The 22938-nt window shown below is 36.6% G+C and carries 23 protein-coding genes; 14 read left to right on the top strand and 9 right to left on the bottom strand.

All coding sequences use genetic code 11. The features are described from left to right. Positions 1-35: 35 nt before the first annotated feature. Positions 36-1418, bottom strand: coding sequence for an NADP-specific glutamate dehydrogenase (gene gdhA, locus BPOF4_RS04565; RefSeq protein ID WP_012957898.1), 1383 nt, complete (start codon positions 1416-1418; stop codon positions 36-38). Positions 1419-1574: 156 nt separating this feature from the next. Here gdhA and gltC point away from each other — a divergent pair, with 156 nt between their 5' ends. After that, positions 1575-2480 carry a glutamate biosynthesis transcriptional regulator GltC gene (gene gltC, locus BPOF4_RS04570; RefSeq protein WP_012957899.1) on the top strand — a complete coding sequence of 302 codons (906 nt, stop codon included), beginning with the start codon at positions 1575-1577 and terminating at the stop codon, positions 2478-2480. A 79-nt stretch (positions 2481-2559) separates the two neighbouring features. On the opposite strand, the gene BPOF4_RS22615 is transcribed toward gltC, so the two are convergent. Both BPOF4_RS22615 and BPOF4_RS04580 read right to left on the bottom strand, forming a co-directional pair. After that, positions 2560-2730: an aspartyl-phosphate phosphatase Spo0E family protein gene (locus tag BPOF4_RS22615; RefSeq protein WP_012957900.1), complete on the bottom strand. Its 171-nt coding sequence runs from the start codon at positions 2728-2730 to the stop codon at positions 2560-2562. 245 nt (positions 2731-2975) lie between these two features. Further along, entirely contained in the window at positions 2976-3173 is a 198-nt protein-coding gene (locus tag BPOF4_RS04580; protein WP_148229493.1) for a hypothetical protein, read from the bottom strand. 464 nt (positions 3174-3637) lie between these two features. Here BPOF4_RS04580 and BPOF4_RS04585 point away from each other — a divergent pair, with 464 nt between their 5' ends. From BPOF4_RS04585 to BPOF4_RS21110, 6 genes are all read left to right on the top strand, one after another. Beyond that, positions 3638-4009, top strand: a complete 372-nt coding sequence (locus BPOF4_RS04585; protein WP_012957902.1) for a DUF3895 domain-containing protein — start codon at positions 3638-3640, stop codon at positions 4007-4009. Positions 4010-4064: 55 nt separating this feature from the next. After that, positions 4065-4418, top strand: coding sequence for a hypothetical protein (locus tag BPOF4_RS04590; protein WP_158305551.1), 354 nt, complete (start codon positions 4065-4067; stop codon positions 4416-4418). Positions 4419-4471: 53 nt separating this feature from the next. Beyond that, entirely contained in the window at positions 4472-5245 is a 774-nt protein-coding gene (locus tag BPOF4_RS04595; RefSeq protein WP_012957904.1) for an SDR family oxidoreductase, read from the top strand. Between the two features lie 170 nt (positions 5246-5415). Beyond that, positions 5416-5715: a hypothetical protein gene (locus BPOF4_RS04600; RefSeq protein WP_012957905.1), complete on the top strand. Its 300-nt coding sequence runs from the start codon at positions 5416-5418 to the stop codon at positions 5713-5715. Positions 5716-5888: 173 nt separating this feature from the next. After that, a complete protein-coding gene (locus BPOF4_RS04605) occupies positions 5889-6590 on the top strand; it encodes a cobalamin B12-binding domain-containing protein (RefSeq protein ID WP_012957906.1) in 702 nt (233 codons plus the stop codon). Continuing rightward, entirely contained in the window at positions 6535-7287 is a 753-nt protein-coding gene (locus BPOF4_RS21110; protein WP_049779869.1) for an STAS domain-containing protein, read from the top strand. The genes BPOF4_RS04605 and BPOF4_RS21110 overlap by 56 nt, the downstream gene beginning before the upstream one ends. Positions 7288-7346: 59 nt before the next feature. On the opposite strand, the gene guaC is transcribed toward BPOF4_RS21110, so the two are convergent. Then, positions 7347-8330: a GMP reductase gene (gene guaC, locus BPOF4_RS04615; protein ID WP_012957908.1), complete on the bottom strand. Its 984-nt coding sequence runs from the start codon at positions 8328-8330 to the stop codon at positions 7347-7349. Positions 8331-8509: 179 nt separating this feature from the next. After that, complete coding sequence (locus BPOF4_RS04620; RefSeq protein ID WP_012957909.1) at positions 8510-9232, bottom strand: MerR family transcriptional regulator; 723 nt, start codon at positions 9230-9232, stop codon at positions 8510-8512. Positions 9233-9358: 126 nt separating this feature from the next. Between BPOF4_RS04620 and BPOF4_RS04625 the strand changes: the two genes are divergently transcribed. Continuing rightward, positions 9359-10246 carry an aminoglycoside phosphotransferase family protein gene (locus BPOF4_RS04625; protein ID WP_012957910.1) on the top strand — a complete coding sequence of 296 codons (888 nt, stop codon included), beginning with the start codon at positions 9359-9361 and terminating at the stop codon, positions 10244-10246. Positions 10247-10496: 250 nt separating this feature from the next. Here the strand turns inward: BPOF4_RS04625 and BPOF4_RS04630 are convergent, their stop codons facing one another. The 3 genes from BPOF4_RS04630 to BPOF4_RS04640 all read right to left on the bottom strand — a co-directional run bounded on the left by BPOF4_RS04630 (position 10497) and on the right by BPOF4_RS04640 (position 14546). Next, positions 10497-12083: an outer membrane protein assembly factor BamB family protein gene (locus BPOF4_RS04630; protein WP_148229494.1), complete on the bottom strand. Its 1587-nt coding sequence runs from the start codon at positions 12081-12083 to the stop codon at positions 10497-10499. A gap of 223 nt (positions 12084-12306) precedes the next feature. Next, positions 12307-12990: a response regulator gene (locus BPOF4_RS04635; protein WP_012957912.1), complete on the bottom strand. Its 684-nt coding sequence runs from the start codon at positions 12988-12990 to the stop codon at positions 12307-12309. 68 nt (positions 12991-13058) lie between these two features. After that, positions 13059-14546, bottom strand: coding sequence for an ATP-binding protein (locus tag BPOF4_RS04640; protein ID WP_158305552.1), 1488 nt, complete (start codon positions 14544-14546; stop codon positions 13059-13061). Positions 14547-14818: 272 nt separating this feature from the next. Between BPOF4_RS04640 and BPOF4_RS04645 the strand changes: the two genes are divergently transcribed. The 5 genes from BPOF4_RS04645 (at position 14819) to BPOF4_RS21115 (ending at position 20021) form a co-directional block, all read left to right on the top strand. Continuing rightward, complete coding sequence (locus BPOF4_RS04645) at positions 14819-15319, top strand: tripartite tricarboxylate transporter TctB family protein (protein WP_012957914.1); 501 nt, start codon at positions 14819-14821, stop codon at positions 15317-15319. 82 nt (positions 15320-15401) lie between these two features. Beyond that, positions 15402-16850, top strand: a complete 1449-nt coding sequence (locus BPOF4_RS04650; protein WP_274378534.1) for a tripartite tricarboxylate transporter permease — start codon at positions 15402-15404, stop codon at positions 16848-16850. 11 nt (positions 16851-16861) lie between these two features. Next, positions 16862-17884: a tripartite tricarboxylate transporter substrate binding protein gene (locus tag BPOF4_RS04655; protein WP_012957916.1), complete on the top strand. Its 1023-nt coding sequence runs from the start codon at positions 16862-16864 to the stop codon at positions 17882-17884. Positions 17885-17954: 70 nt separating this feature from the next. Continuing rightward, positions 17955-18875 (top strand): malate dehydrogenase, encoded by a 921-nt coding sequence (locus BPOF4_RS04660; RefSeq protein ID WP_012957917.1) that lies wholly within the window; start codon positions 17955-17957, stop codon positions 18873-18875. Positions 18876-18899: 24 nt separating this feature from the next. Further along, positions 18900-20021, top strand: a complete 1122-nt coding sequence (locus BPOF4_RS21115) for a mandelate racemase/muconate lactonizing enzyme family protein (protein ID WP_012957918.1) — start codon at positions 18900-18902, stop codon at positions 20019-20021. Positions 20022-20078: 57 nt separating this feature from the next. Here the strand turns inward: BPOF4_RS21115 and BPOF4_RS04670 are convergent, their stop codons facing one another. Beyond that, entirely contained in the window at positions 20079-20954 is an 876-nt protein-coding gene (locus tag BPOF4_RS04670; protein WP_012957919.1) for a LysR family transcriptional regulator, read from the bottom strand. Positions 20955-21117: 163 nt separating this feature from the next. Between BPOF4_RS04670 and BPOF4_RS04675 the strand changes: the two genes are divergently transcribed. Continuing rightward, complete coding sequence (locus BPOF4_RS04675) at positions 21118-22875, top strand: thiamine pyrophosphate-requiring protein (protein ID WP_012957920.1); 1758 nt, start codon at positions 21118-21120, stop codon at positions 22873-22875. Positions 22876-22938 lie beyond the last annotated feature (63 nt).

Below are 22938 nucleotides of genomic sequence, written 5' to 3' on the forward strand. Positions count from 1 at the left end.
ACTAGAAACAAGAGATTAGTCGGCTTGTTGATTATTTAGATAACTCCTTGAGAAATCATGGCATCTGCAACCTTTTTAAATCCGGCAATGTTTGCACCGAGGACGAGGTTACCAGGATCGCCATATTCATATGAAGCGTCTAAGCTTGTTTTGTAGATGTTCTTCATGATTTGCTGCAGCTTAGCATCTACCTCATCAAATGTCCAGCTAAGTCTCATGCTGTTTTGTGCCATCTCAAGAGCAGATACTGCTACCCCGCCGGCATTAACGGCTTTTGCAGGTCCAAATAAAACCCCGTTTGTTTGAAATACATGCACAGCTTCAAGAGTAGATGGCATGTTAGCCCCTTCTCCTACTGCGAGGACACCATTGTTTACAAGTGTTTTTGCATGATATTCATCAATTTCATTTTGTGTTGCGCAAGGGAGAGCGATGTTGCAAGGAACCTCCCAAATAGCTGTACAGTCATTGATATACTTTGCTTGTGGGTGTTCTTTCACATATTCGCTGATTCGTTTGTTTTCCACTTCTTTTAAACGTTTAATGGTATCAAGATTAAGGCCAGCTTCATCATAGATATAACCATTTGAATCACTGCATGCAACAACAGTGCCGCCTAGTTGAATCGCTTTTTCCATTGCATAAATGGAAACATTACCTGACCCAGAAACGACAACAGTATTTCCTTGAAAAGTTAATCCCTTGTCTTTGAGCATTTCTTCAACAAAATAGACGGTTCCATACCCTGTTGCTTCTTTCCTTGCAAGACTTCCGCCATAAGAGAAGCCTTTTCCAGTTAGAACACCCGCTTCGTATTGACCGCGCATTTTCTTGTATTGACCGAACATATAGCCAATTTCACGAGCACTCACTCCAATGTCTCCAGCAGGAACATCAGTGTCTGCTCCGATATGTTTGCCCAGTTCGCTCATGAAACTTTGAGTGAAGCGCATAATTTCAGCATCACTCTTTCCTTTTGGATCAAAGTCAGCTCCGCCCTTTCCACCGCCGATAGGCTGACCCGTTAAGGAATTTTTGAAGATCTGCTCGAAACCAAGAAATTTCACAATGCTTGTATTAACTGATGGATGGAAGCGGATTCCGCCTTTGTAAGGTCCAATGGCACTATTAAACTGTACACGAAAACCACGGTTTACTTGGACAGTTCCATGATCATCCACCCAAGGAACTTGGAAACTGATCACTCGTTCAGGTTCAACTATGCGTTCTAAAATCCCGTTCTTACTATAAGAGGGATCCTTTGCAAGCACTGGTACTAACGAGTCAAACACCTCTTTTACGGCTTGATGGAATTCATACTCATTAGGATTTCTTTCCTTAACGGAACTAAATACTCGATCTACATATAGTCTAGCTTCCTCTGTTTTTGAATCTAGTACCTTCTCTAATGTCTCCATTTCAATCTCCCCCAATATCCGATAGTGATTTTGAATGTTCTGATTGTTAGATTTTCTGTTATGTAGTATTTTATTATTGACTGATTGATATGAACAATATGAAGTTTAGATAAAATTAATGCCGAATTGAGATCAATTAATAATGGAGTGGGTAAATTGGAATTAAGACAAATCAAATATTTTATTGAAGTGGCAAAACGAGAACATATGACAGAGGCTGCAGATGCCTTGCATGTCGCACAATCGGCAGTCAGCAGACAAATCTCAAATTTAGAAGAAGAATTGGGAGTCAAGCTATTTATTAGAGAAGGAAGAAGAGTAAAAGTAACCCCAATTGGACGTCTATTTTTAGAGCGGATGAATCAGGCGATGAACGTGATTGACAATGCTAAATTAGAAGTTGAAGAATATTTAGACCCAGAACAAGGAACAATTCGCATTGCTTTTCCGATTAGCATGGCTGCATATACATTGCCAACGGCTGTGGTAGCCTTCAGAAAGCAATATCCGAAGGTGAAATTCAAATTAAAGCAAGCAACATATCTTGAACTAATTAACGGGGTAGTGAATGGAGATTTTAATATGGCTTTGATTGGGCCTGTACCGAGAAATGAACCTAAACTTAAAAGCGAGATCTTATTTACAGAAAAAATTGTCGCTCTAGTTCCTATACACCATCCATTCGCAAACTATAAGAGCTTAATGCTAAGAGAGCTTAAAGAGGAATCCATTATTTTATTACCTGAAGGATATATTTTAAGAGACATTATTGTTAAGGCTTGCGAGAGTCAAGGCTTTACTCCTGAAGTGTCATTTGAAGGTGATGATATTGATGCATTAAAAGGGCTTGCCGCAGCAGGTCTCGGTATAACATTGATTCCAGAAATTACGTTAATGGACCATGTCCCTCCTTCAACGGTAAGAGTTCCTGTAGAAGAACCAATGATTCCACGGACTGTCGGAGTCATTATTCCAGGGGAAAGACCGTTATTGCCAGCTGAGGAGCTGTTTTATCAATTTTTAAAGAAGATTTTTACAAGACTCGACCGCTTTCAAAATTAATTATTATTATTGTGGAAAAGGAATTAAAGAGGTGGCAAATTTGTAGATAGTGAAGTGGATGCAGGACTAATACTGGGGATTATAACGAGGTTCTCATTCGATTGTAACGATTTAAGAGCATGTCTAATTGCTGGCTGTATTTAATTGTATCTGGATGATTTAAACCATTTTTAAGACCGCTTTTAATCATCTCGCAGCGAAGCTTTTCAATTCGACCTTCTAATTTTATTAGTAATGCATCATTAAACAACGTATGTAACTCCCATCTATATATAATTAATCCAATTTATAGGTGAAAAGTAACCGTTCTCTATCTTAGATCACTTTTGCTTAGATGTTAAGAGCTTCGACAAAGTTTTTGAGTTTTATGAAGGAAGATAGGACTTTTTTGTAAGAATGCTAATGGGGATTTGAAAAATGTACGATAATTTAAATTAAAAAGACCGAGTATGAACAAGTGGATGTAGACGTGTCTATACTCGGTCTTTCCAGGAATTATGATAGTGTAGGTTGATCAATTGCATATATGGCTTTTTGCATCGTTTCAATTAAATCCTTTTGATATTGACTATATCGATAAGTGCTAGGGGCAGTACGCAGGTTGATCGATTCATTTTCATGTTTAAGGTATGTCCAGTTGTGTACTGGAATGGAGAATAGATATTTATTTTGATCAAACTTCATGACGGACATGGAGGTATCCCCAAATTCTTTTAAGGGGTGCTCTAACGTAACTTCTAAACAAGCCGAAAATTCTAGAGTGTTTATACTTTTTACCAAGACCAGTCTCCTTTTCTCAACAGTTAAATTTGATTATGGTTTTAATCTTGATTTTCCAAACAAATTATTTGCTGCATGTCACACGATTTCTTATATTACGCCTATGTATCAAAGGTTTCAACCGCTTAAAAAGAATTAAGAATATTAAATGAAGTCATAATTACCAGGTAGTTTTTTAATTTTTTATACTAACATAACGAAAAAGGTAAGTATCTAAACATTTTGAAATATAAAGCTCATTAACGATACATACAAGCAATCAGTGAACCTTATACCTTTCAATTAATTCCTTTCAATTAATACAATTTAATTGTTACAAGTCATTTGATACAATAAAGAACAAGAGTTTCATGCAAGTTAAATGAGGTGAGGTATTAATGGAACAATTAAGTCTTTTTGAAGATCCTTCGGAAGAAAATGATCATAAAGAAGCCAAGCCGAAACAATCAGAGAAAGTACCGCGTTCTTCGGCAAAGTTTTTACATGTAGATGAGGATATTATGATGTTATTGAAAGACGGTAAAACGGTTGTGGAAATCTGTAAATGGTTGATTGAGAACCGAGGATTTGATGCATCAACTTATTCACAAGGCACATATAAAATTTATCCTCCACTAATGCAGCATTTAAAATTCTTGGAAAAAGAAAAGTACATCCGCTTAGTTGAAGTGGATCGCGGGAATGGAGCTTTCGAACCATATAAGGATGAGATTTCCCGATTGGCAGATGCAAAGTATGAGGTAATATAAGGAAGAGCGAGCATATGGGACTTCAATTGCTCGCTTTTTAATGCTTGAATACTCATTGTTTTCGACAATTCATCATGAATATAAAGCTTATATTTATGATAAGATGAGGGGAATAGGGAGGTATGAAGTGGTGAAAAGTTCAGCTAAGATCATCAGTGGGATTAGTATCCTGTTTGCACTTATTTTTGTTTATGAAAGACTCGTTCAAAACAGCAATTTACCCGAACTATTTGGTTCCATGCTATGGTTTGTACCAGTAGTCTTATCAGTGCTTTTCTATATGATTGCCGTAACGATCAATAAAGGCTATAACAAGGCTCTAAAAATGATAGGGATAGCTTATATTATCATGACTGTCATAGGAATAAGCTGGTATTTTGTGATTATTGTTATGATGGTAACCGGTTAATACATAAGTCATATGATTTGATAAAGTAAGACTGCGAAATGGGGGACTTCAATATGGGAACATTAGATGGAAAGATCGCGATAGTAACAGGCGTCAGCCGCTTGAGGGGAATTGGCGCTGCTATTTGTAAGGAGCTTGCAGAAGCAGGATGTCAGATCTTTTTTACATATTGGACAGACTATGATGAACAAATGTCCTACCAGATCGAAGTAAATGAACCTTTAATGATAAAAGAAAAGCTTCGGCAATCTGGTGTGGAAGTCCAGTGTATGGAACTGGATTTAAGAGATATTCTTGCCCCCGAGAAGTTATTTAAAGAAGTGGTTGGACAACTGGGTGATCCAGATATATTAATTAATAATGCCGCCTATTCAAGCAATAATGGCTATACAACCTTAACTGCTGAAGAATTAGACAAGCATTACTTTGTTAATGTACGAGCAACGATGCTGCTTTCAAATCACTTTGCTCAAGCATTTAGAAAGGGCAGCGGAGGGAGAATTATCAACCTTACGTCTGGTCAATCTCAAGGACCCATGCCGGGCGAGCTAGCGTATGCAACGACCAAAGGAGCTATTGATGCATTAACGGTCACTCTCGCTCAAGAGGTGGCGCCGCTCGGTATAACGGTAAATGCGGTGAACCCCGGACCGACAAATTCGGGATGGATGACAGAGGAAATCAAGCAAGATTTAGCAGCTAAATTTCCTTTGGGTCGAGTGGGAGAGCCAGAAGATGCAGCAAAGGTTATTAAATTTTTAGTAACTGAAGACGCAGCCTGGATGACTGGACAGGTGATTCATTCAGAAGGCGGATTTATACGTTAGGGAGGGTGACTCATACGAAGTCACCTTTTTATTTTTAAAATTTGCCCTAACTTACTCTATTGTAGCAGGAATATGTAAGAGGATGTCGTGTATGACTCGATCATTTCTCGTGTTATGAAAGGGAACTCGTAATGGTGAAGATAAGTTAATTGAGAAGAAGGGCGGGTAAGATGAATACTTTTCAAGGCTATAACACACGAACTATCACATCGCTAATTTTCGGAATGCTAGCAATTATATTTCACCACATTTTATTTATCTTTATCCTTCCTCTTATCGTTATTAGCATCGTGTTTGGAATTGTAGGATTTGTAGATATAAAGAAAAACGGTCACTATGGGGTCCTGTTGGGAATCGTTGGGATTTTATGTAGTTTGGTAGGCTTATGGTTTCTCGTACTAGAGTTTATTGAAATGATAAACTCACTAAAAGAACTTGAAAAGGTTCAGAGGGTGCTAGAGGGATCTTAAATGCAGCTTCGGGTACTCGGTATCTTAAAAGAAAATGGAACTCACAGGTAAAAAGGGCAATTTCTTCTCTATTTTTCGAAGATATGACATAATAAAAAGATGTAATAATAAATAGAAGTTACGTTAATTATAAATAACTGTTTTCTTAAGAGAGGGCCTAAAGGAGAGATAGAATGCACAAGATGCTAGAGTCCTTTATAGAAGCTATACTTCAGGGCGATCAACATAGGGCATGGGAGATTGTTTTAAAAGCAGAGCAAACATATAAAGATAATATACATATATATGAAGACTTGATCACAGCTGCAATGAGAGAGATCGGACGTAGCTGGGAAAGTAATGATCTTACTGTGGCTGATGAACATTTAGCAACATCTACTATAGATTTTATTATGACTTACTATCACTCTAAGAAATCAAAGAATTATCAATCGTCTCAGCATAAAGCGATGTTTTTATGCCCAGCAGGGGAGCACCATGATATAGGAATAACGATGGTTTCTCACTTGTTTGAAGACTTTGGGTGGTCTACTAAACTTCTTGGTCCAAACGTCCCTTGTGCAGATGCTGTTCAGTTTGTGAAACAGTGGAAGCCAGACGTTATCGGTATTTCCATTACACTCACTTACAATCTAGCACAAATTGAGAATTATATTAAAGAATTAAATCAGTCAGGCTTAAAACCTGTTATGATGATTGGCGGGAGATTGGTAACCACCTATCAATTATCCTCTTTTATCACTGAACAAACGCTTCTATTTGATGATGTAGAAGAATTGAAAAGATGGTTACGTCGTCATTCGAAAGGAGCGTGGCAAGGTGTCACAAGTAAAACATATCATTCTTCCTTATTTTCAGATCGATCCACAGTATGAAGTATTAGCACAATCAGATGAAGCTATCAATGTATTTGGAGCGTGTGAGAATGTATTATTATTAATCGATGTGGAAAGCAAGAACAAATTTAAGCACCATGTGTCACCAGCTGCAAAGCGTCAAGAACTTGAGATTGTAGTAAGAACAAAGGATCTTCCTTTCGTGTTGTTTGATTGTCATATAAAGTGGGAAGAAAGAGTTGGCCATTTAATTTTTATCAAGAAGCTTGAAAAGATTCAACATCTTGAACAATTAGTTTTTGACCATAAAAAGAGACTATCTACTACAAATTTTGAGCTCCTTGATAATAAAGAAAAGGTAGAGGTGACGATTCAAGACATTCATCAGCTCTCAGCACCAATGATAAGGATTACCCACTACGCTGGATTAATTCTGTTTTTTGGCGACATGACTCAAACTTTAATAGAAGCAAATGAATGTAAACTGTTAACAAAGGCTTATGAGAAAGAATTTGAAGTGATATTAATTGATTTCAGTGGAATAGGTACATTATCTACTGAGGGTGTTACAGCTTTAATTAAGATGATTCAACAATTTGAAGTAATGGGTTTAACAGTTACTATTATTGGGGTGAAACCGGAACACGCGATTTATTTTAATACGAATGGGTATCAGGTAGAGGCCTCTTTTCAAAGTAATCTTCATAATGTCATCCATCGTTATTTACACCAATAAGGGTTTCGTTTATATAAAAATAACCTTACCTCCTAAACGGAAATAAGGTTATTCTTGTATTAGTACGTTTTATCACCATTAAAGATAGAGTTTTTTACAACAACATAATCTACGTGACGAATGGCATCTAATTTAGTTCCGCCAGCGTAAGAAATCGATGATTGAAGATCTTGCTCCATCTCAATTAATGTATCCTTCAATGAACCTTTGTGCTCAACAATCATCTTTTTCCCTTCAACATTTTTCTTCTCGCCTTTTTGGAATTCTGAAGCCGATCCAAAATATTCCTTGTAAAGCTTTCCATCTTTTTCAATCGTTTCGCCAGGTGATTCTTCATGACCTGCAAATAGTGAACCAATCATCACCATAGACGCGCCGAACCTGATAGATTTGGCAATATCACCATGCGTACGAATACCGCCATCCGCAATAACAGGTTTGCTTGCAGCTTTGGCACACCAGCGAAGCGCAGCTAACTGCCAGCCTCCTGTACCAAAACCAGTTTTAATCTTCGTGATACATACTTTACCTGGTCCAATGCCAACCTTTGTAGCATCTGCCCCAGCATGCTCAAGCTCTCTAACAGCTTCTGGAGTCCCAACATTACCAGCAATAACAAAGCAATCAGGCAAATGTTTTTTAATATGTTGAATCATTTCAATGACGGCATTCGAGTGGCCGTGTGCAATATCAATCGTAATATAATCAGGCACTAATTGTTCCTCAGCTAATTGAAGTACAAAATCGTATTCTTCAGCTTTTACTCCAACGCTGATAGAGGAGATTAATTCCCTTGATTTCATATCTCTGATAAAAGATACTCGTTTTTCAGGTTCGAAGCGATGCATGATGTAGAAGTAGCCATTTTTCGCTAAGAACGTTGCAATTGTTTCATCAATAATCGTCTGCATATTCGCAGGTACGACTGGCATTTTAAATGTATGTTTACCTAAAGTGATGGTTGTATCACACTCAGATCGGCTATTTACTACACATTTTGCTGGAATCAGTTGAATATCTTCGTAATCAAACACATTTTCCATAATTACACCCCTAAAAACGAATATTTAAATTATATCTAAAAAGAATCGTTCGTACATTTGGTAATTTACATCATTTTCTGATGAATGTCAAAGCTTTTTTCGAGATGAACAGGTAAAGGAGGAAAGGGGTTACAACAAAAAAAGCGATACAGCATCTTTTCTGTATCGCTTAATCATAGTTAAATTTTTTGGTGATCATCTGCATAACTGCCCATTGCTTCACTCATAAATTGGGCAAGACCTTCTCCGAATTGATCAATGTTTTTAGTGAACCGATCGTCTAGGATATACATTTGGCCTAACCCTTTAAAAGCATCTAAAGAATAGCTGCCTATCTTATTTAATAAGATAAACCACTTTTTAATAGCTTCCTGTGCTTCTTTTGAGGCTGGGTCCGTGTGACGAATAGCAGCTAGTTCCCGGTAGAGATTATTCATCTCTTCTTGTCGTTCCTGAGTCATACCTTTAGCAGTCTCATCTACTTTCTTATCACCATAACGTTCTCTTGCTTCCTTTTCATAAGGGTTATGACTGAAGTCGAATCCCTTAAACTTTTCTTCGCTTGTCATATGAATGTCTCCTTTTTTATACTGTATGGTTTTGTCAATCGTTAGAATCATTTGGTTAAGTTTATCTCGCTTTTCCAAGAGCATTTTACGTTGCCACACTAATGCTTTTTGCTGATTAAAACCAGGCTCTTCGAGTACTTCTTTAATCTGTTTTAATGAAAATCCAAGTTCTTTATAGAAGAGAATTTGCTGAAGTGTATCTAAATTACGTTCTGAATAATACCGGTAGCCTGCTTCTGATATCGTATCTGGTTTTAACAGGCCGATTTCGTCATAATGATGTAGTGTGCGCACACTAATTCCCACGAGCTCTGCAAGGTCCTTCACTTTCACTTCTAACCCTCCCTTCAAACCTTACTATAAGCTATCACGTGACGTGAGAGTCAATATCTGAATGAAATTAATTACACCAGTATTTGATATAATGGAAGGTAATAAGAATGTGAGAGGGTGAATCAGATGAACCGAGAATACTTAAAAATTTATAAAGAAGCACATACCATACAGCCTCTTACTAAAGGATTTTCGACGGATGAAAAATATGTTATTGATCAAAACTATTTACTTAGAATCTTCCCTAAAGAGGAATTAGAACGGCGAACGATCGAGTTTGAAACGATCTCTAAGCTGACGTCTTTTTCTAAAAAGATACCAAGGCCAATAGAGTTTGGAGAGTTAATAGATGAGGAGAAGGGGTATATGGTTTTATCCTACATACCAGGTACTGACGGAGAAGAAAATTTAACGAGGTTAAATGAAAGTGAGCAATACAGGGCAGGAGTAAAAGCAGCAGAAGAATTAAAGAAACTCCATCAATTGAATGCTCCGCTAGAACTTCCGGAATGGCATATTGCTAAAAAGAATAAAAGCGATAACTATTTAAAGGAACTTAAACTCATAAATTTAGATGAACATACGAAAGATCGTTTGACCAATTATATAAGAGAAAATGAACCTTTAATGCAAGGGCGGCCAAATCAGTTTCAGCATGACGACTTTCATCCTTCTAATCTAGTCTTTCATCATGACCAATTTAGCGGGATTATTGATTTTCAGAGGATGGATTGGGGTGATCCTATTCATGACTTGCAAAAGATAGGTTTCTTTACTAAGCAAGTCAGTCCGGCCTTTGCTAAAGGAAATATTGACGGCTACCTTAGAGACAAAAGGGAGGAAGATAGGTTCTGGCCGCTTTATGGTCTGTATAGTGCGATGCATATAGTTTCTGCTTTTGTATGGGGGATGAAAATGGGCCCTAAGCAGTTTGAATTTTTGTCAGGACGAGCTTTTGAAGTGTTAGAGGACCATGACTATTTCCAGAGCAATATTCCAAAGTGGTATAGGTGAAAAAGCAAATGAGGCTGAAACAAAAGTATTATAACTTCTAGGAATATAGATATTACAGATGCGGCCTTTGTACACCGCTCTTAAAATATACTTCGCTTTCCGTGTGGAGCTAGCGAGCTTCCTCGGGCTTTCGCCCTGTGGGATCTCACATTTGCTCTAGTCCACACAGGAGTCTACGTATATTTCATCCGCTAAATTAGCGCTTCATTCGTATCCTGAGTCAAACACTTTAATTATGTCCCTGACTTTACTAATTTAATTTCAAACCAAACACCTCGCCGCCACGGCTTGCGACAACGACATAATTGTTATAAACAGCAGGGGATGCTTCCACATTTGCCCCAAGATTCATTACATCTAGCACTTCTCCTGAACGTGCACTGATCAAATGCATATTGCCGGCTGAATCTGCTTGAAGGATATACACATCTCCGTTTTCTGTATAAACATCTACTGGAGAGGACCATGCATAATTGGTCATCAGAAGACGCCACTCCTCTTCGCCTGTTTCTTTATTTACAGCGACCATTAATCCACCATTTATCGTGTCGTAACGTGCTATCGTGAAAATAACGAGATGATCTATTTTCTCCTTGCCGACTATAGGAGTGGCTAGCATCCCACCGTTCACATCTGGGATGGAGTAAGCTGGATAGCTAAGGCTCCATATAACCTCACCAGTAATGCCGTCTATTTTGCGGAGCAGACAATCACCGAATGGTCCTTGGTGGTCTACCTCTGTTCCTGTATAGATGAAAGGGTGGTTTTCTTCTTCATCTATAACAATCGTCGCATCTGTGTCGTCGGTTGCTTCTAGCGCAAATATCGGAGTAGAATCTTCTATATCGACTGCTATTACACTCCCGCCATTATCTGCAAAATAAGCAATGTTTCGATAAACAGCGATCGAATTTTCAATTCCTTGATGTGAGTTATTTGCCACTTTATATCGCGCTTTTTTAATCTCAGGCTTTACAGAAATAGATTTCTGTTCAAGGTCGAACGTTGTATTAAGATTTGCATGATAAAATAAGCCGTTTTCTCCGCCAAGCACTAGTTGATCAAGCTCACGGTTAATGAGTGCTGCCCCGTCAAATGCACCCCATCCTCGATAAGCCCAAGAATCAATTCCAGGAATAAAAAATAGTTCACTTCCATCAATTAGACTAAATATACGATAGCCTATCGGACTCTCAGGAATTCCTTGCCCCACATACAATAGGGGATAGCCGCGAGGATCAATAGAAACAGTGCCTTTAATTGGGCCGCCTACTTTAATTGAAGGTCTTGTTTGAATGCCCGTTTCTAGCTCAGCAAAATAGACAGATCCATCAAGCGATCCGTAAATGACCTCTGTAAATCCTGTTTGATGTTTAAAAGACTCATCAACATTCATAATGGCACGTACCTCGTCATCCCATGTGATGATACTAGGCTGTCCTGTCCAGCCGGCCCCTCCGCCCCATTTATGATGTGACCCGGTGCGGAAATTCCATGCTTTTTCAATGTGAGAAACATTTGTAGAGATACGTCCGTAGGCGGGTGCCGTGCGACTATGGTTTCCTCTAAATGTAAGAACACCAGGGATATCGGTATACTCCTCAGGAAACAAGGCAGAATCAAATGTACTTTCTGCTTTAGATTCGTATGTAAGAGTTGGTATTTCTTGTTTTTCTATATGTACCGCTTTATAAGCGGGTATAGGGGCTTGAAAGCTCTTTTGCTCTACCTTCATATAGATGTGATCCGCAGCGTATAATTTTTCATCAGCTGAGACTCGGTCCCCCGTCATTGTTTTCATTGTACAGCCGCTTGAGAATAACAAAGTTATCATCATTAAGATTACCAGGTGGCATTTCAATTATTTCACTTCCCTTAACAGGTTCACTTTTTCAATATATTGTAAGGGGTTTCCGGTGAAAAAGGTGACGGAAATTGTAAGTGAATGATAAAAAAGTTTCGGGGGGAATAAAGGAGAAGTGACAATAATTTTGAATTGGATTAAACACAATAAAAAAACGTAACCTTTAATGGTTACGTTAAATGTGAGATTAATTTGGTTATTTTAGCTTGTATGAATATAACTTAGAGGGTCGCCCTTTTGTTGAATAGTTTAGATCTAACTTTATTTCATTATTTAGAGCAAGAAATTCTAAGTATTTTCGTATAGTAATTTTAGATATTTGAACATGCTTTTCTAATTCTTGTATTGTCAATGGACAAGGTGCTTCTTTTAATACTTTTCTTATAGTATTTAAAGTAATTGAATCAATCCCTTTTGGCAACGGATTAAAAGTTAATTTCTTATTTTCTTCATTAATGTTTATTGAATCAATTATTGATTGATTCATAGGTTCTTTTGTATTGAACATATTGTAGCGTTTATAGTATGTTAGTAAAGATCTTTCAAAACGTTTAAAATCAAAAGGTTTGAGAATACAATCTACAACTCCTAACCGAAATATTTCTTCAATAATTTCTGGGCTGTCTGCAGCTGTTATCATAATTACATCAATTTTTTCGTTTTCTTTTCTTATTCTTCTTAATAATTCTAAACCATTCATCTTAGCCATATATACGTCAAGGAGAAGTAGTTCAATCTTTTTCATCCTAATTTTACTAAGTGCTTCTTCACCATTGGTGACTATATCTACCACAAAGAAAGAGTCTAGTTTTTCTAGATAGCCTTGGTTAATACTAGCTACCATAGGGTCATCTTCAACAATAAGCGTTTTAATTTTCAATATAGTCCCCCCTAAAAAAGATTAAATACTGAGTTAAAAATTTCTAAAGTTACACCTTATCATAAACATTATTTTGGTATAGTTATAAAAAAAGAAGTCCCTTCCTCTAATACAGAATCAAATATTATACTGCCATTTAAAATGTGATTTATATGGTACTTAACTAAGTGCAAGCCAATTCCTCGTTCTTCACCCTTGGTAGAAAAACCTTTGATAAAGATGACGTCCTTTACCGAGGAGTTTATACCTGCTCCATTATCTTCCACAACTATTTTGATAGAATCTGGTGAATCAAGTATGGTGAGGTGAATCTCTCCGTTTTGAGTCTCCACTAAAGCATCCATTGCATTTTGTAAAAGGTTACCTAATACTAATGCAATGCTATTAACGGGTATATTTTTGGGTAGAACCCCTAAATAGCTACCAGGAGTAAAGACAATATCGATATGTAGTTCTTCAGCTTGTTGAAATTTCCCTAATAATAATCCTGTAATCTTTGGTTCTTTAATTCTATCTTTAAAAAAGGTCATAATTTCTTGCTGTTTATGTGTCGTCTGAGCAATGTAAGCGTGCACTTTATCATACTGTTTTAATTCAATTAAACCTGAAAGCGTTTGCAATTTATTCATAAACTCATGTGATTTTGCTCGTAGACCATCTATATATTGTTCCACACCAGTTAATTTATTTGCCATTTCTTGAACCTCAGTTATATCCCGAAATGTAACGATCATTCCTAATTCTTTCTTGTTGTCTGATAAATAAGGATAATAATTTGCTAAAATAATTATATTGTTTACAAGTATCTCAATACTCTCTCCAGGACTAATTTTGTTTATATAGGAAAAAATTGATTTAAAAACTGTAATTTCATCAACTTTTTTCCCTGCTAAGTATTTTTCAAGAGAGAGTAATTTTTGCGCTGACTTATTAACGAGTATAATCCTCTGATCATTATCAATAGCTATGATTCCCTCACTCATCGACTCCAAAATAGCATCTTTCTCCCTAAATAAAGAGGCAATTTCATTTGGTTCAAATCCATGTAAGACTTTTTTGATTCGTTTCGAGAGAATTATTGAAGCTAAAAAACCAATTAATAATGTCACAAGAATCCAAAAAAATAGAGATTGTACATATTCTTTTGCAACGGCTGTTAAATTTGATTGGGAAATTCCAATTGAAATTACCCCTATTTGTTTATTCGTATTAGAATCGACAATCGGCACGAAAGTTCGTATTGTAGTACCTGATATACCTTTCGCTTTAGAAATATAAGTTTTACCATTTAAGGCTTCATTAATATCGTCACCTGTAATATGTTTACCAATTAAATTGTTGTTAGGATGTGTGTATCTTAATCCTTCCTGATTAATTAATACCATGAAGATCTGATCACTTGTTGAAACCTCTTTTAAATAATTTTCATATGAACTTTGAAGATTATTATTTTTTGGAGGTGCCTTAAGGGTCTCTTCTACAACGTCCATTTTTGAAAGGATTTGAGCTACCTTCAACGTATAATTACCAACAGATTCTTCTACAGAATTATGCAAGATTGTATAGGTAGAAATACTTACAATTACAAGAGTTATAAAAGTAATAAGAGTTACGAAAAAAATTATCTTTGTTTGAAATGTAAGCCTGAATTTCTTATTAAATTTAAACACCCTCTTTCTTTTTGATGAGTAAATCCACTTTTTATAACTAAAATATATATTTTAAAAGTATAATAAACAACTATTTTTTCTAAATTTTCTTATAATTTTAACTAGAGAGGGGGTAAAGTAAAGCTAATTACATTACATTTAGACGGAGGTGTGGTATCATGCCTAACATTATTTTTTCGTTATTAATAGTAGTTTTCTCTATGTTTTTTTTAATTCAGTCTTTAAAATTGCCAATTGGTACTAGTAGTAACATCGGTGCAGGTGCATGGCCTACCACTGTTTTATTGCTCTTAATGAGTTTGGGAATTATATTACTCGTCAAAAGTTCGAAAAAAATGAAAGCGCTTCAATATCGAGGAGAGGTGGAAACACAAGATCGGGGTGATGTAATAGAAATCAAGTTTCCTAGAATGCATCTAATAGTAACGCTTTTAATATTTAGTTACGTTTTATCGATAAATATATTAGGCTTTTTAACTGCAACACCGTTTTTTATTTTTATATTAGCATTTTTACTTGGAATGAGTAATTGGATTAAATTAATAATTACAGCTTTAAGTAGTAGTTTTGTTATAGTTTATGTTTTTACAATTGTTTTAAATGTGCCTCTCCCTAGAGGGGTTGGAATTTTCAGGGCTTTTAGTCTATTAATTTATTGACTCTAGACTTATTGAGGGGGAGGTTAAAATAACCAATCTACTAAATGGGTTTTTACAAGTATTAGACCCTATACACTTATTAATATTACTTCTAGCTGTAACTATAGGTTTTTTAGGTGGGGCAATGCCAGGAATCAGTGGGGCTATGCTTGTAATTATATTGTTGCCGATTACTTATGGTATGGAAACTACCACAGCCTTTTTACTTTTGACAGGTATATATGCAGCAGCCGTTTTTTCTGGAATGATTAGCGCAATTTTATTCCGTACACCTGGTTCTCCTGAGGCAATAGCAACCATTTTCGATGGGTATCCTATGTCTAAAAATGGTGAACCTGGAAGGGCTCTAGGTATTGCTATTTTCAGTTCTGTAGCAGGAGGTTTAATAGGAGTAATCTTTTTAATCTTTTTGACCCCTTTATTAGCTGATTTTGCATTAAAATTTTCCTCCCCAGAATATTTTGCTTTAGCAGTATTAGGATTAACAGTTGTAGCATCACTTAGTGGAGGAGACTTACTAAGAGGCTTAATAGGCGTACTCATAGGGTTATTTATAGCGACAATTGGCATTGACGTGCTTTCTGGCAACACAAGATTCACATTTGATTATCCTAATCTCATGTCAGGAGTTGGATTCGTACCTATTTTAATAGGACTCTTTGCCATCTCAGAAGTATTAAGAAGAACTAGAGAGGATCATAGAATAAAAAATAATGTACAAAAAGTAAAAACGAAAATCTTTGAAGCATTTATTTTAAAGAAAATAGCAGGAACAATAGCTCGTTCATCACTTTTAGGTGTTTTTGTAGGTGTTTTGCCAGGCGTTGGTGCAACAACGGCTGCACTACTAAGTTATAGCGAATCAGTTCGTTGGTCTAAGACCCCTGAAAAGTTTGGAACTGGTCACCCACATGGTATAGCAGCACCTGAATCAGCTAACAATGCTGCAGCAATGGGAGCTATGGTGCCACTATTATCTTTGGGCATCCCAGGAAGTGCAACTACAGCCGTTATATTGGGAGCATTTATACTACATGGTTTACAACCAGGGCCAATGTTGTTTACTAATGAAATTAACTTAGTCTATACCATTTTTGCTGGACTTATTATTGTAAACATATTGATCTTAGTATTTGCGAAGCCCTTTATAACAATGTTTTCTTATACTGTTAAAATATCTTACACGATTTTAGGACCAATTATAATTATATTATGTATCATTGGGACATTTGCAGTGAGAAACTCAATGTTTGATGTTGGCATAATGTTGTTATTCGGCATAGTTGGATATTACCTAGAAAAGCTCAAGTTTCCGATTGCTACTATAATACTCGGGGTCGTATTGGGGCCTATGATAGAAGAAGAGTTCAGACGAACCTTACAAATTTCGGGCGGAGACTTTACAGTATTTTTCACAAGACCAATTAGTGCTACTCTGCTCAGTTTAGCATTTGTAGCGTTAGTGTTTCCTACAATTAAAAAATGGTTTATTAGTAATAAAAACAAAAATAAATCTAATATTAATTTTTAGGGGGAGATGCAATGAATAAAAAATGGTTTATGCTAATTATTCTAGTTGTAGTAATGATGGCTGGTTGTAGTCAAGATGAAGAAGTGACTGGTGAGGCTGCAGAAACTGAAACAGAAGGGGTAATAAATTCAGATTCTAGCGAGACAGATTTCCCTACAAGATCTATAGATATTATTGCGGGGGGCGGACCTGGGGGAGGAACTGATACTTTTGCTCGTGCAGTTGCAAGAGAACTTTCGGATATATTGGATGTAAATGTAAATGTTGTGAATCACCCTGGAGCAGCTGGAGCTATTGCAACACAAGAACTGATGAGCATGCCAGCCGATGGTTACACTGTTTTAGCTACCGTTTCGGATTTTCAGATTAATATAGCTGCAAATCGAACAGAAAATTACCTTGAAGATGGGAAGGTTAGTTCATTAGCTAGATTTCATGATGATATGTACACTATTTTAGTTAAAGACGGAGAATTTGAAGATATTAATGCTTTTATTTCCAAAGCAACATCTAACCCTGGTAAAGTCACGATTGGTGGAACAGCGTCTTTAGGTATAGATGAATTGACAGTAAAAAGCTTTGAAAAAGAAGCGGGGATAAATTTGAATTATGTAGCTTTTGAGAATGCAGGACAAATGCATACTGCTCTTCTTGGTGGGCACGTTGATGCTTTATTAGAAGAACCAGGACCTGCTATTTCAATGATTGAGGACGGAAGTGCCAAAATGCTCTTGCTATTTGCAGAAGAGAGGTTAGAAGATTATTCGGATATTCCAACTACTGAAGAAATGGGATGGAACTTAACATCTGGGATGTCTAGAGGATTTGTTATGCGGTCTGAGGTATCTGACGGAATAAAAAATAAATTAGAAGAAGCTTTATTAGAAGCTCTTAATACCGAACGATATCAAGAGTTTGCTGAAAGTCAATTTTTACATTTGAAAGATGGCTGGTTGGGGTCGCAAGAATATGAGACATTTTTAAACGATGAAGTTAATCATTATGAATCTATTTTCTTAGAGCTAGAGGAATAATTAGTCGAAGTATTACCTCATACGTAATATATCATCTTGTACTAGGTAAAAGGATTGGAGGAGGTATGTAATGTACAAGGTTTCAATAATTGGTGCAGCAGGAACACTAGGAGCTGCAATTGCCTATGATTTAGCAAGTAATATTGAAATTACTGAAATATGTTTATTAGATGTCAATGAAAAACTATTATTAAACCACTTATTGGACTTACAGAATGCTTTTCCTAATAAGGATATATATTCTGGCTCATATGAGAATCTAAAAAATTCAGATGTAGTTGTTATTACGGCTGGTATACCAAATCGAAATGATGTTTCCTCACGTAATGAATTTCTAGAAGGAAATTTAAAGTTATTTAAAGAGTTTGGAAAGAAATTAAGTATCCACGCACCCGACTCAATAATAATAACGGCATCAAATCCAGTCGATATTTTAAACTATTACTTATATAAAGAATTTGGATTTAGTAGGCATAAGCTTATAGGATATACAATGAACGATAGTCTGAGGTTTGAATGGGCAATTAGAAAAGTAATGAAATTAACTCCAACTGATTATGTTTTCAGTCCTGTTATTGGTGAACATGGTAGTAGTCAAGTACCTCTCTTTAGTCAAGTAGTTATCAATAAATTTTCTTCAACAGTTCCATATGATATTAAAGAAAAGATTCTTAATGAATTAAACGGATGGTTTCATAAATTTAACAAATTAAGTATTAATAGAACCACAGGGTGGACAACAGCCAGAGGAATGGGTCAAGTAATAAACAAACTGTTATCTTTGCAATCTTCTACAATTATAGGGTCTGCTATTTTAAATGGGGAATATGGTGTATCAAATGTAAGCTTAGGAGTACCCTTAACAATAAGTAATAAAGGCATACTTAGTATTGATGAGTGGGAGATATCTAAAGATGAAAGAGGGAAATTTGAAAAATCTGCGAAGTTTGTTGACGATACGATAGAAGTATATCTCAATAGAGTGACTTAAATTAAAAGGAGAGAGGGGAATTATATGAAAATAACAGATGTAGCTGTTGAACGTTATTTACAAATGGCTAATCCTGATATGGCACATGCAGAGGGGCATGAAATACTCATTATAAAAGTTCATACGGATACCGATATCACAGGAATCAGCTTTATTGGCACGCCTGTTTTTTCTCACGGGGTAACTGGAGATATTGCTGCAACTTTGATTTCAAGGAACTTAAGAAACAACATTATTGGGGAAAATCCTCTTTACACTGAACGAATATGGCAAAAATTATTTGAAGGACCTTGGAGAATAGGAATGAGGGGTATGATTAGGGATTGTATTGCAGCTATCGACTTTGCACTATGGGATATTAAGGGTAAAGCACAAAATTTACCAATATCTGATCTATTTGGCAATCATCGTGATCAAGTATTAACTTATGCAAATGTAGGTCATCAATTACCTCCTGAAAAATTAGGTGAGAAAGCCGTAGAATATGTTGAGAGGGGCCATACAGCAGTTAAAATTAGGGGGAGTAAAACCGCGGTCTCTATTAAAGAGTCTACAATGAGAGTTCAAGCGGTACGAGAAGCAATCGGGCCAGATATTAAACTCTTAGTGGATGTAAATGGTACATGGGATGCAGACACTGCTATTCAACAACTTAAAGCTTGGGAGCCTTATAACGTATATTGGTTGGAGGAACCAGTGGCACCTGAAGATATTCCTGGTTATATACGAGTCCGTGAACGAGCAGGTCATACTTATATTACAGGTGGTGAACAAAACGGAGGATTAAATGAATTTAGACAGCTAATAGACTCAAAAGCAGTAGATATTATACAGCCTAATGCGAGTGCGACTGGAGGAATTACTGAATGGTTAAAAATATATAATTATGCAACAGCATTGAATGTACCAGTCTCACCTTGGAATCTTCAACAAATTCATATCCCATTAGCGGTAGGTTTATTTAATGTTAAATGGATAGAATACTTTACGCCAGATCGCACCTCCTTCCAGAATTCTTTATTAAAAGGTCCAATGTTTAAGGAAGTGAAGAGCGAAGAGGGTATTTTTCTGACAGCTTGTAATAAACCAGGTTTGGGCATTGAAATTGATGAAGATGTAGCAGAACGTACGCGAGTCTTAAAGTAAGCTTTTAATATGTGAAAAAGGAGTAGGGAAGAGTGAAAGCGCTTCCTTACTCCTTTCCTATGAAAACAATTCTATAAACTTTCTCGCAGCCTTCGATATATAGCGGTCTTTCTGCCAAATTACACATGTTTGAGTAGTTGCTGAAAAATCATCAATTTTAATTGTGGCAAGATCTTTACTTGTAAAGTTAAACAATGCTGACTCAGGTAATAAAATAGCTCCTATACCAGCTTTAACAATTGAGAGTAATATTGTTGCGTCAGGAGATTCACAAATGTACTTAGGTTTAATTCCATGACGCCTAAATTCATCTAATATAATTTCATAAATCCCAATTCCATTTACACGGTGCAGAGCAATGAGTGGATATTCTGAGATTTGGTTCATGGTGATAGAAGATAAAGAAGAGACATCTGTCCAACTTTTAGGAACTATGAAGACAAAGGGGTCATTAGCTATTTCTATCATATTCACATTTTTATAATGCAAAGGCGATCGAACGATAGCCAGCTCAATGTCTCTGCTTTCTACTAGTTCAGATAATTGGTGAGGGTCACCCCCTAAGATTTTTAATTTAACCTGCGGGTATAGCCTATGGAAGGTTTGAACTCTCTCGGGCAATTGATGGATGCACGTCATGACACATCCGAGAGATAATGTACCCCTCATTCCTTCGCCAGTCTCTCTAACTGCCCCTAGTGTTTCATCAAATGTGTTAAGAAGTTGAAGACCTTTTGAATAGAGAACTTCTCCAGCTTCAGTGACTTCTAGTTTTCGTCCATGACGAACCAAAAGTTTTGCACCAATTTCATGCTCCATTTTTTTAATTGATTGACTTAAAGGGGGCTGAGCCATATTTAATTTCTGAGCAGCCAGGGTAATTTGTCCCTCATCGACTACCGTCACAAAGTATCGAAGTTGACGCATATCCATTACTTTTCACTCCTATCTATATGAAAAAAGTATATAATCAAGACTTTTTTTATATTATTCATATAATTTACCATATGATAAGATGTAAAAGAAGTATAATTTAAAATATTCAGTTATTTAAACAAAAATAATGTAAGCGCTTCAAATAAAAGGGGGACTGAGAATGAAGCTTCAGAATACTAATAAAAATATCTCGGTTGAAAAGCGGGTTTATACAACAGCAGATCAAATGCTAGAAGCGTTCCAAGAGATGGGGGTATCCTATATTTTTGCGAATCTAGGTAGTGATCACCCTGCACTTATTGAGAGTTTTGCTAGATTCCAACAAGAAGGCAGGGAAATGCCAGAGGTCCTTATTTGCCAGCATGAAATGGTCGCCTTGAGCGCTGCTCATGGTTATGCTCAATTAACTGGTGAACCTCAAGTTGTCTTAATTCATGTGGACTGCGGGACACAGAACTTAGGAGGGGCTGTTCATAATGCAGCCAGAGGACGAATTCCAGTATTGATTTTTGCAGGGACTTCCCCAGCTACGCAAGAAGGGGAACTGATGGGGAGCAGGAATGAGTATATTCATTGGATACAAGATGTTTCAGATCAACGTGGAATTGTAAGAGAGTACACGAAATATACAAATGAAATAAGAACAGGGAAAAATGTAAAGCAATTACTTCAACGATCAATGCAGCTTGCAACTAGTGATCCAAAAGGTCCTGTATATCTAATGGCAGCAAGAGAAGTTCTTGAAGAAAAGGTAGAGGAAGTAACACTTGATTTAAGTAAGTGGGGAGCATTGTCACCTAGTGCAATTCCCCCAAACAGAATTGCAGAGATTGGCAGTGAGTTACTCCAAGCAGAAAATCCGCTCATTGTCACAACATACTTAGGTAGGAACCATGAAAGTGTGGAAGAGCTAATAAAGCTTGCTGAAAGATTAGCCATACCTGTCCTAGAATCTGCACCAAGTTATATGAATTTTCCATCTGAACATCCGCTTCATGTAGGGTATGTTTGGAATGAACCTGTTCAAGACGAGCAATTGGCTAATGCTGACCTTATACTAGTTCTTGATAGTGATGTTCCATGGATTCCATTAAATAATAAGCCTCAAGAGAATTGTAAAATATACTATGTCGATGTTGACCCACTAAAAGAAAAAACACCGTTATGGTATATTCCATCAGAAAGTTACTTCAAAGCTGATACTCATATTGTTCTACAGCAAATAAATGAATTCCTTACTCATCAAACAATTAATGAAAAGCTCGTCACAAGTCGATACAATAAAGTTTCAGACTATCACTCAAAGCAGCGGATAGACTGGGCAGCATTAGAGGCACCAACAACTGAAGGGTCTATTACCCCCGAATTCTTAACAACTTGTATTAGAGAGGTAGTTGATAGTGAAACCATCATAATGAGTGAAACAATAACAAACTTCTCCACGGTTAATAAACATCTGCCTAGGGAGAAACCAGGCACATACTTCAGTATGGGGGCAAGTTCACTCGGATGGAATGGGGGGGCTTCAATCGGTGCCAAGTTAGCATCACCTGATAAACTCGTTGTCAGCTTAAGCGGGGATGGATGCTACATATTCAGTAATCCAACTCCTGTACATTGGATGTCACGTAAATACAATGTTCCATTTTTAACGGTTATTTATAATAACGAACAATGGAATGCACCAAAATTTTCGGCCCTTGGTGTTCATCCAAATGGTGTTGCAAATGAGATAGGGGAATTTTGGACGAAGTTTGGCCCATCTTCAGATCTCGCAAAAGTAGCCGAAGCTGCTGGCGGGGCCTATGCAGTAACTATTACAAGTCCAGATATTTTAAAACAAGAGCTTAAAAAAGCAATAGAAGTTGTTAAGGGAGGGCGTTCGGCAGTCATCGATGTTCGTGTAACTGGCAGGTAAAAGTGCTATACCTTTTAGTCATTTCTAGTTGACTATGTAAAAAATAGAAGTGGAATTTAATCA

The organism is Alkalihalophilus pseudofirmus OF4 (assembly GCF_000005825.2).
GTDB classification, from domain to species: domain Bacteria; phylum Bacillota; class Bacilli; order Bacillales; family Bacillaceae_D; genus Alkalihalophilus; species Alkalihalophilus pseudofirmus.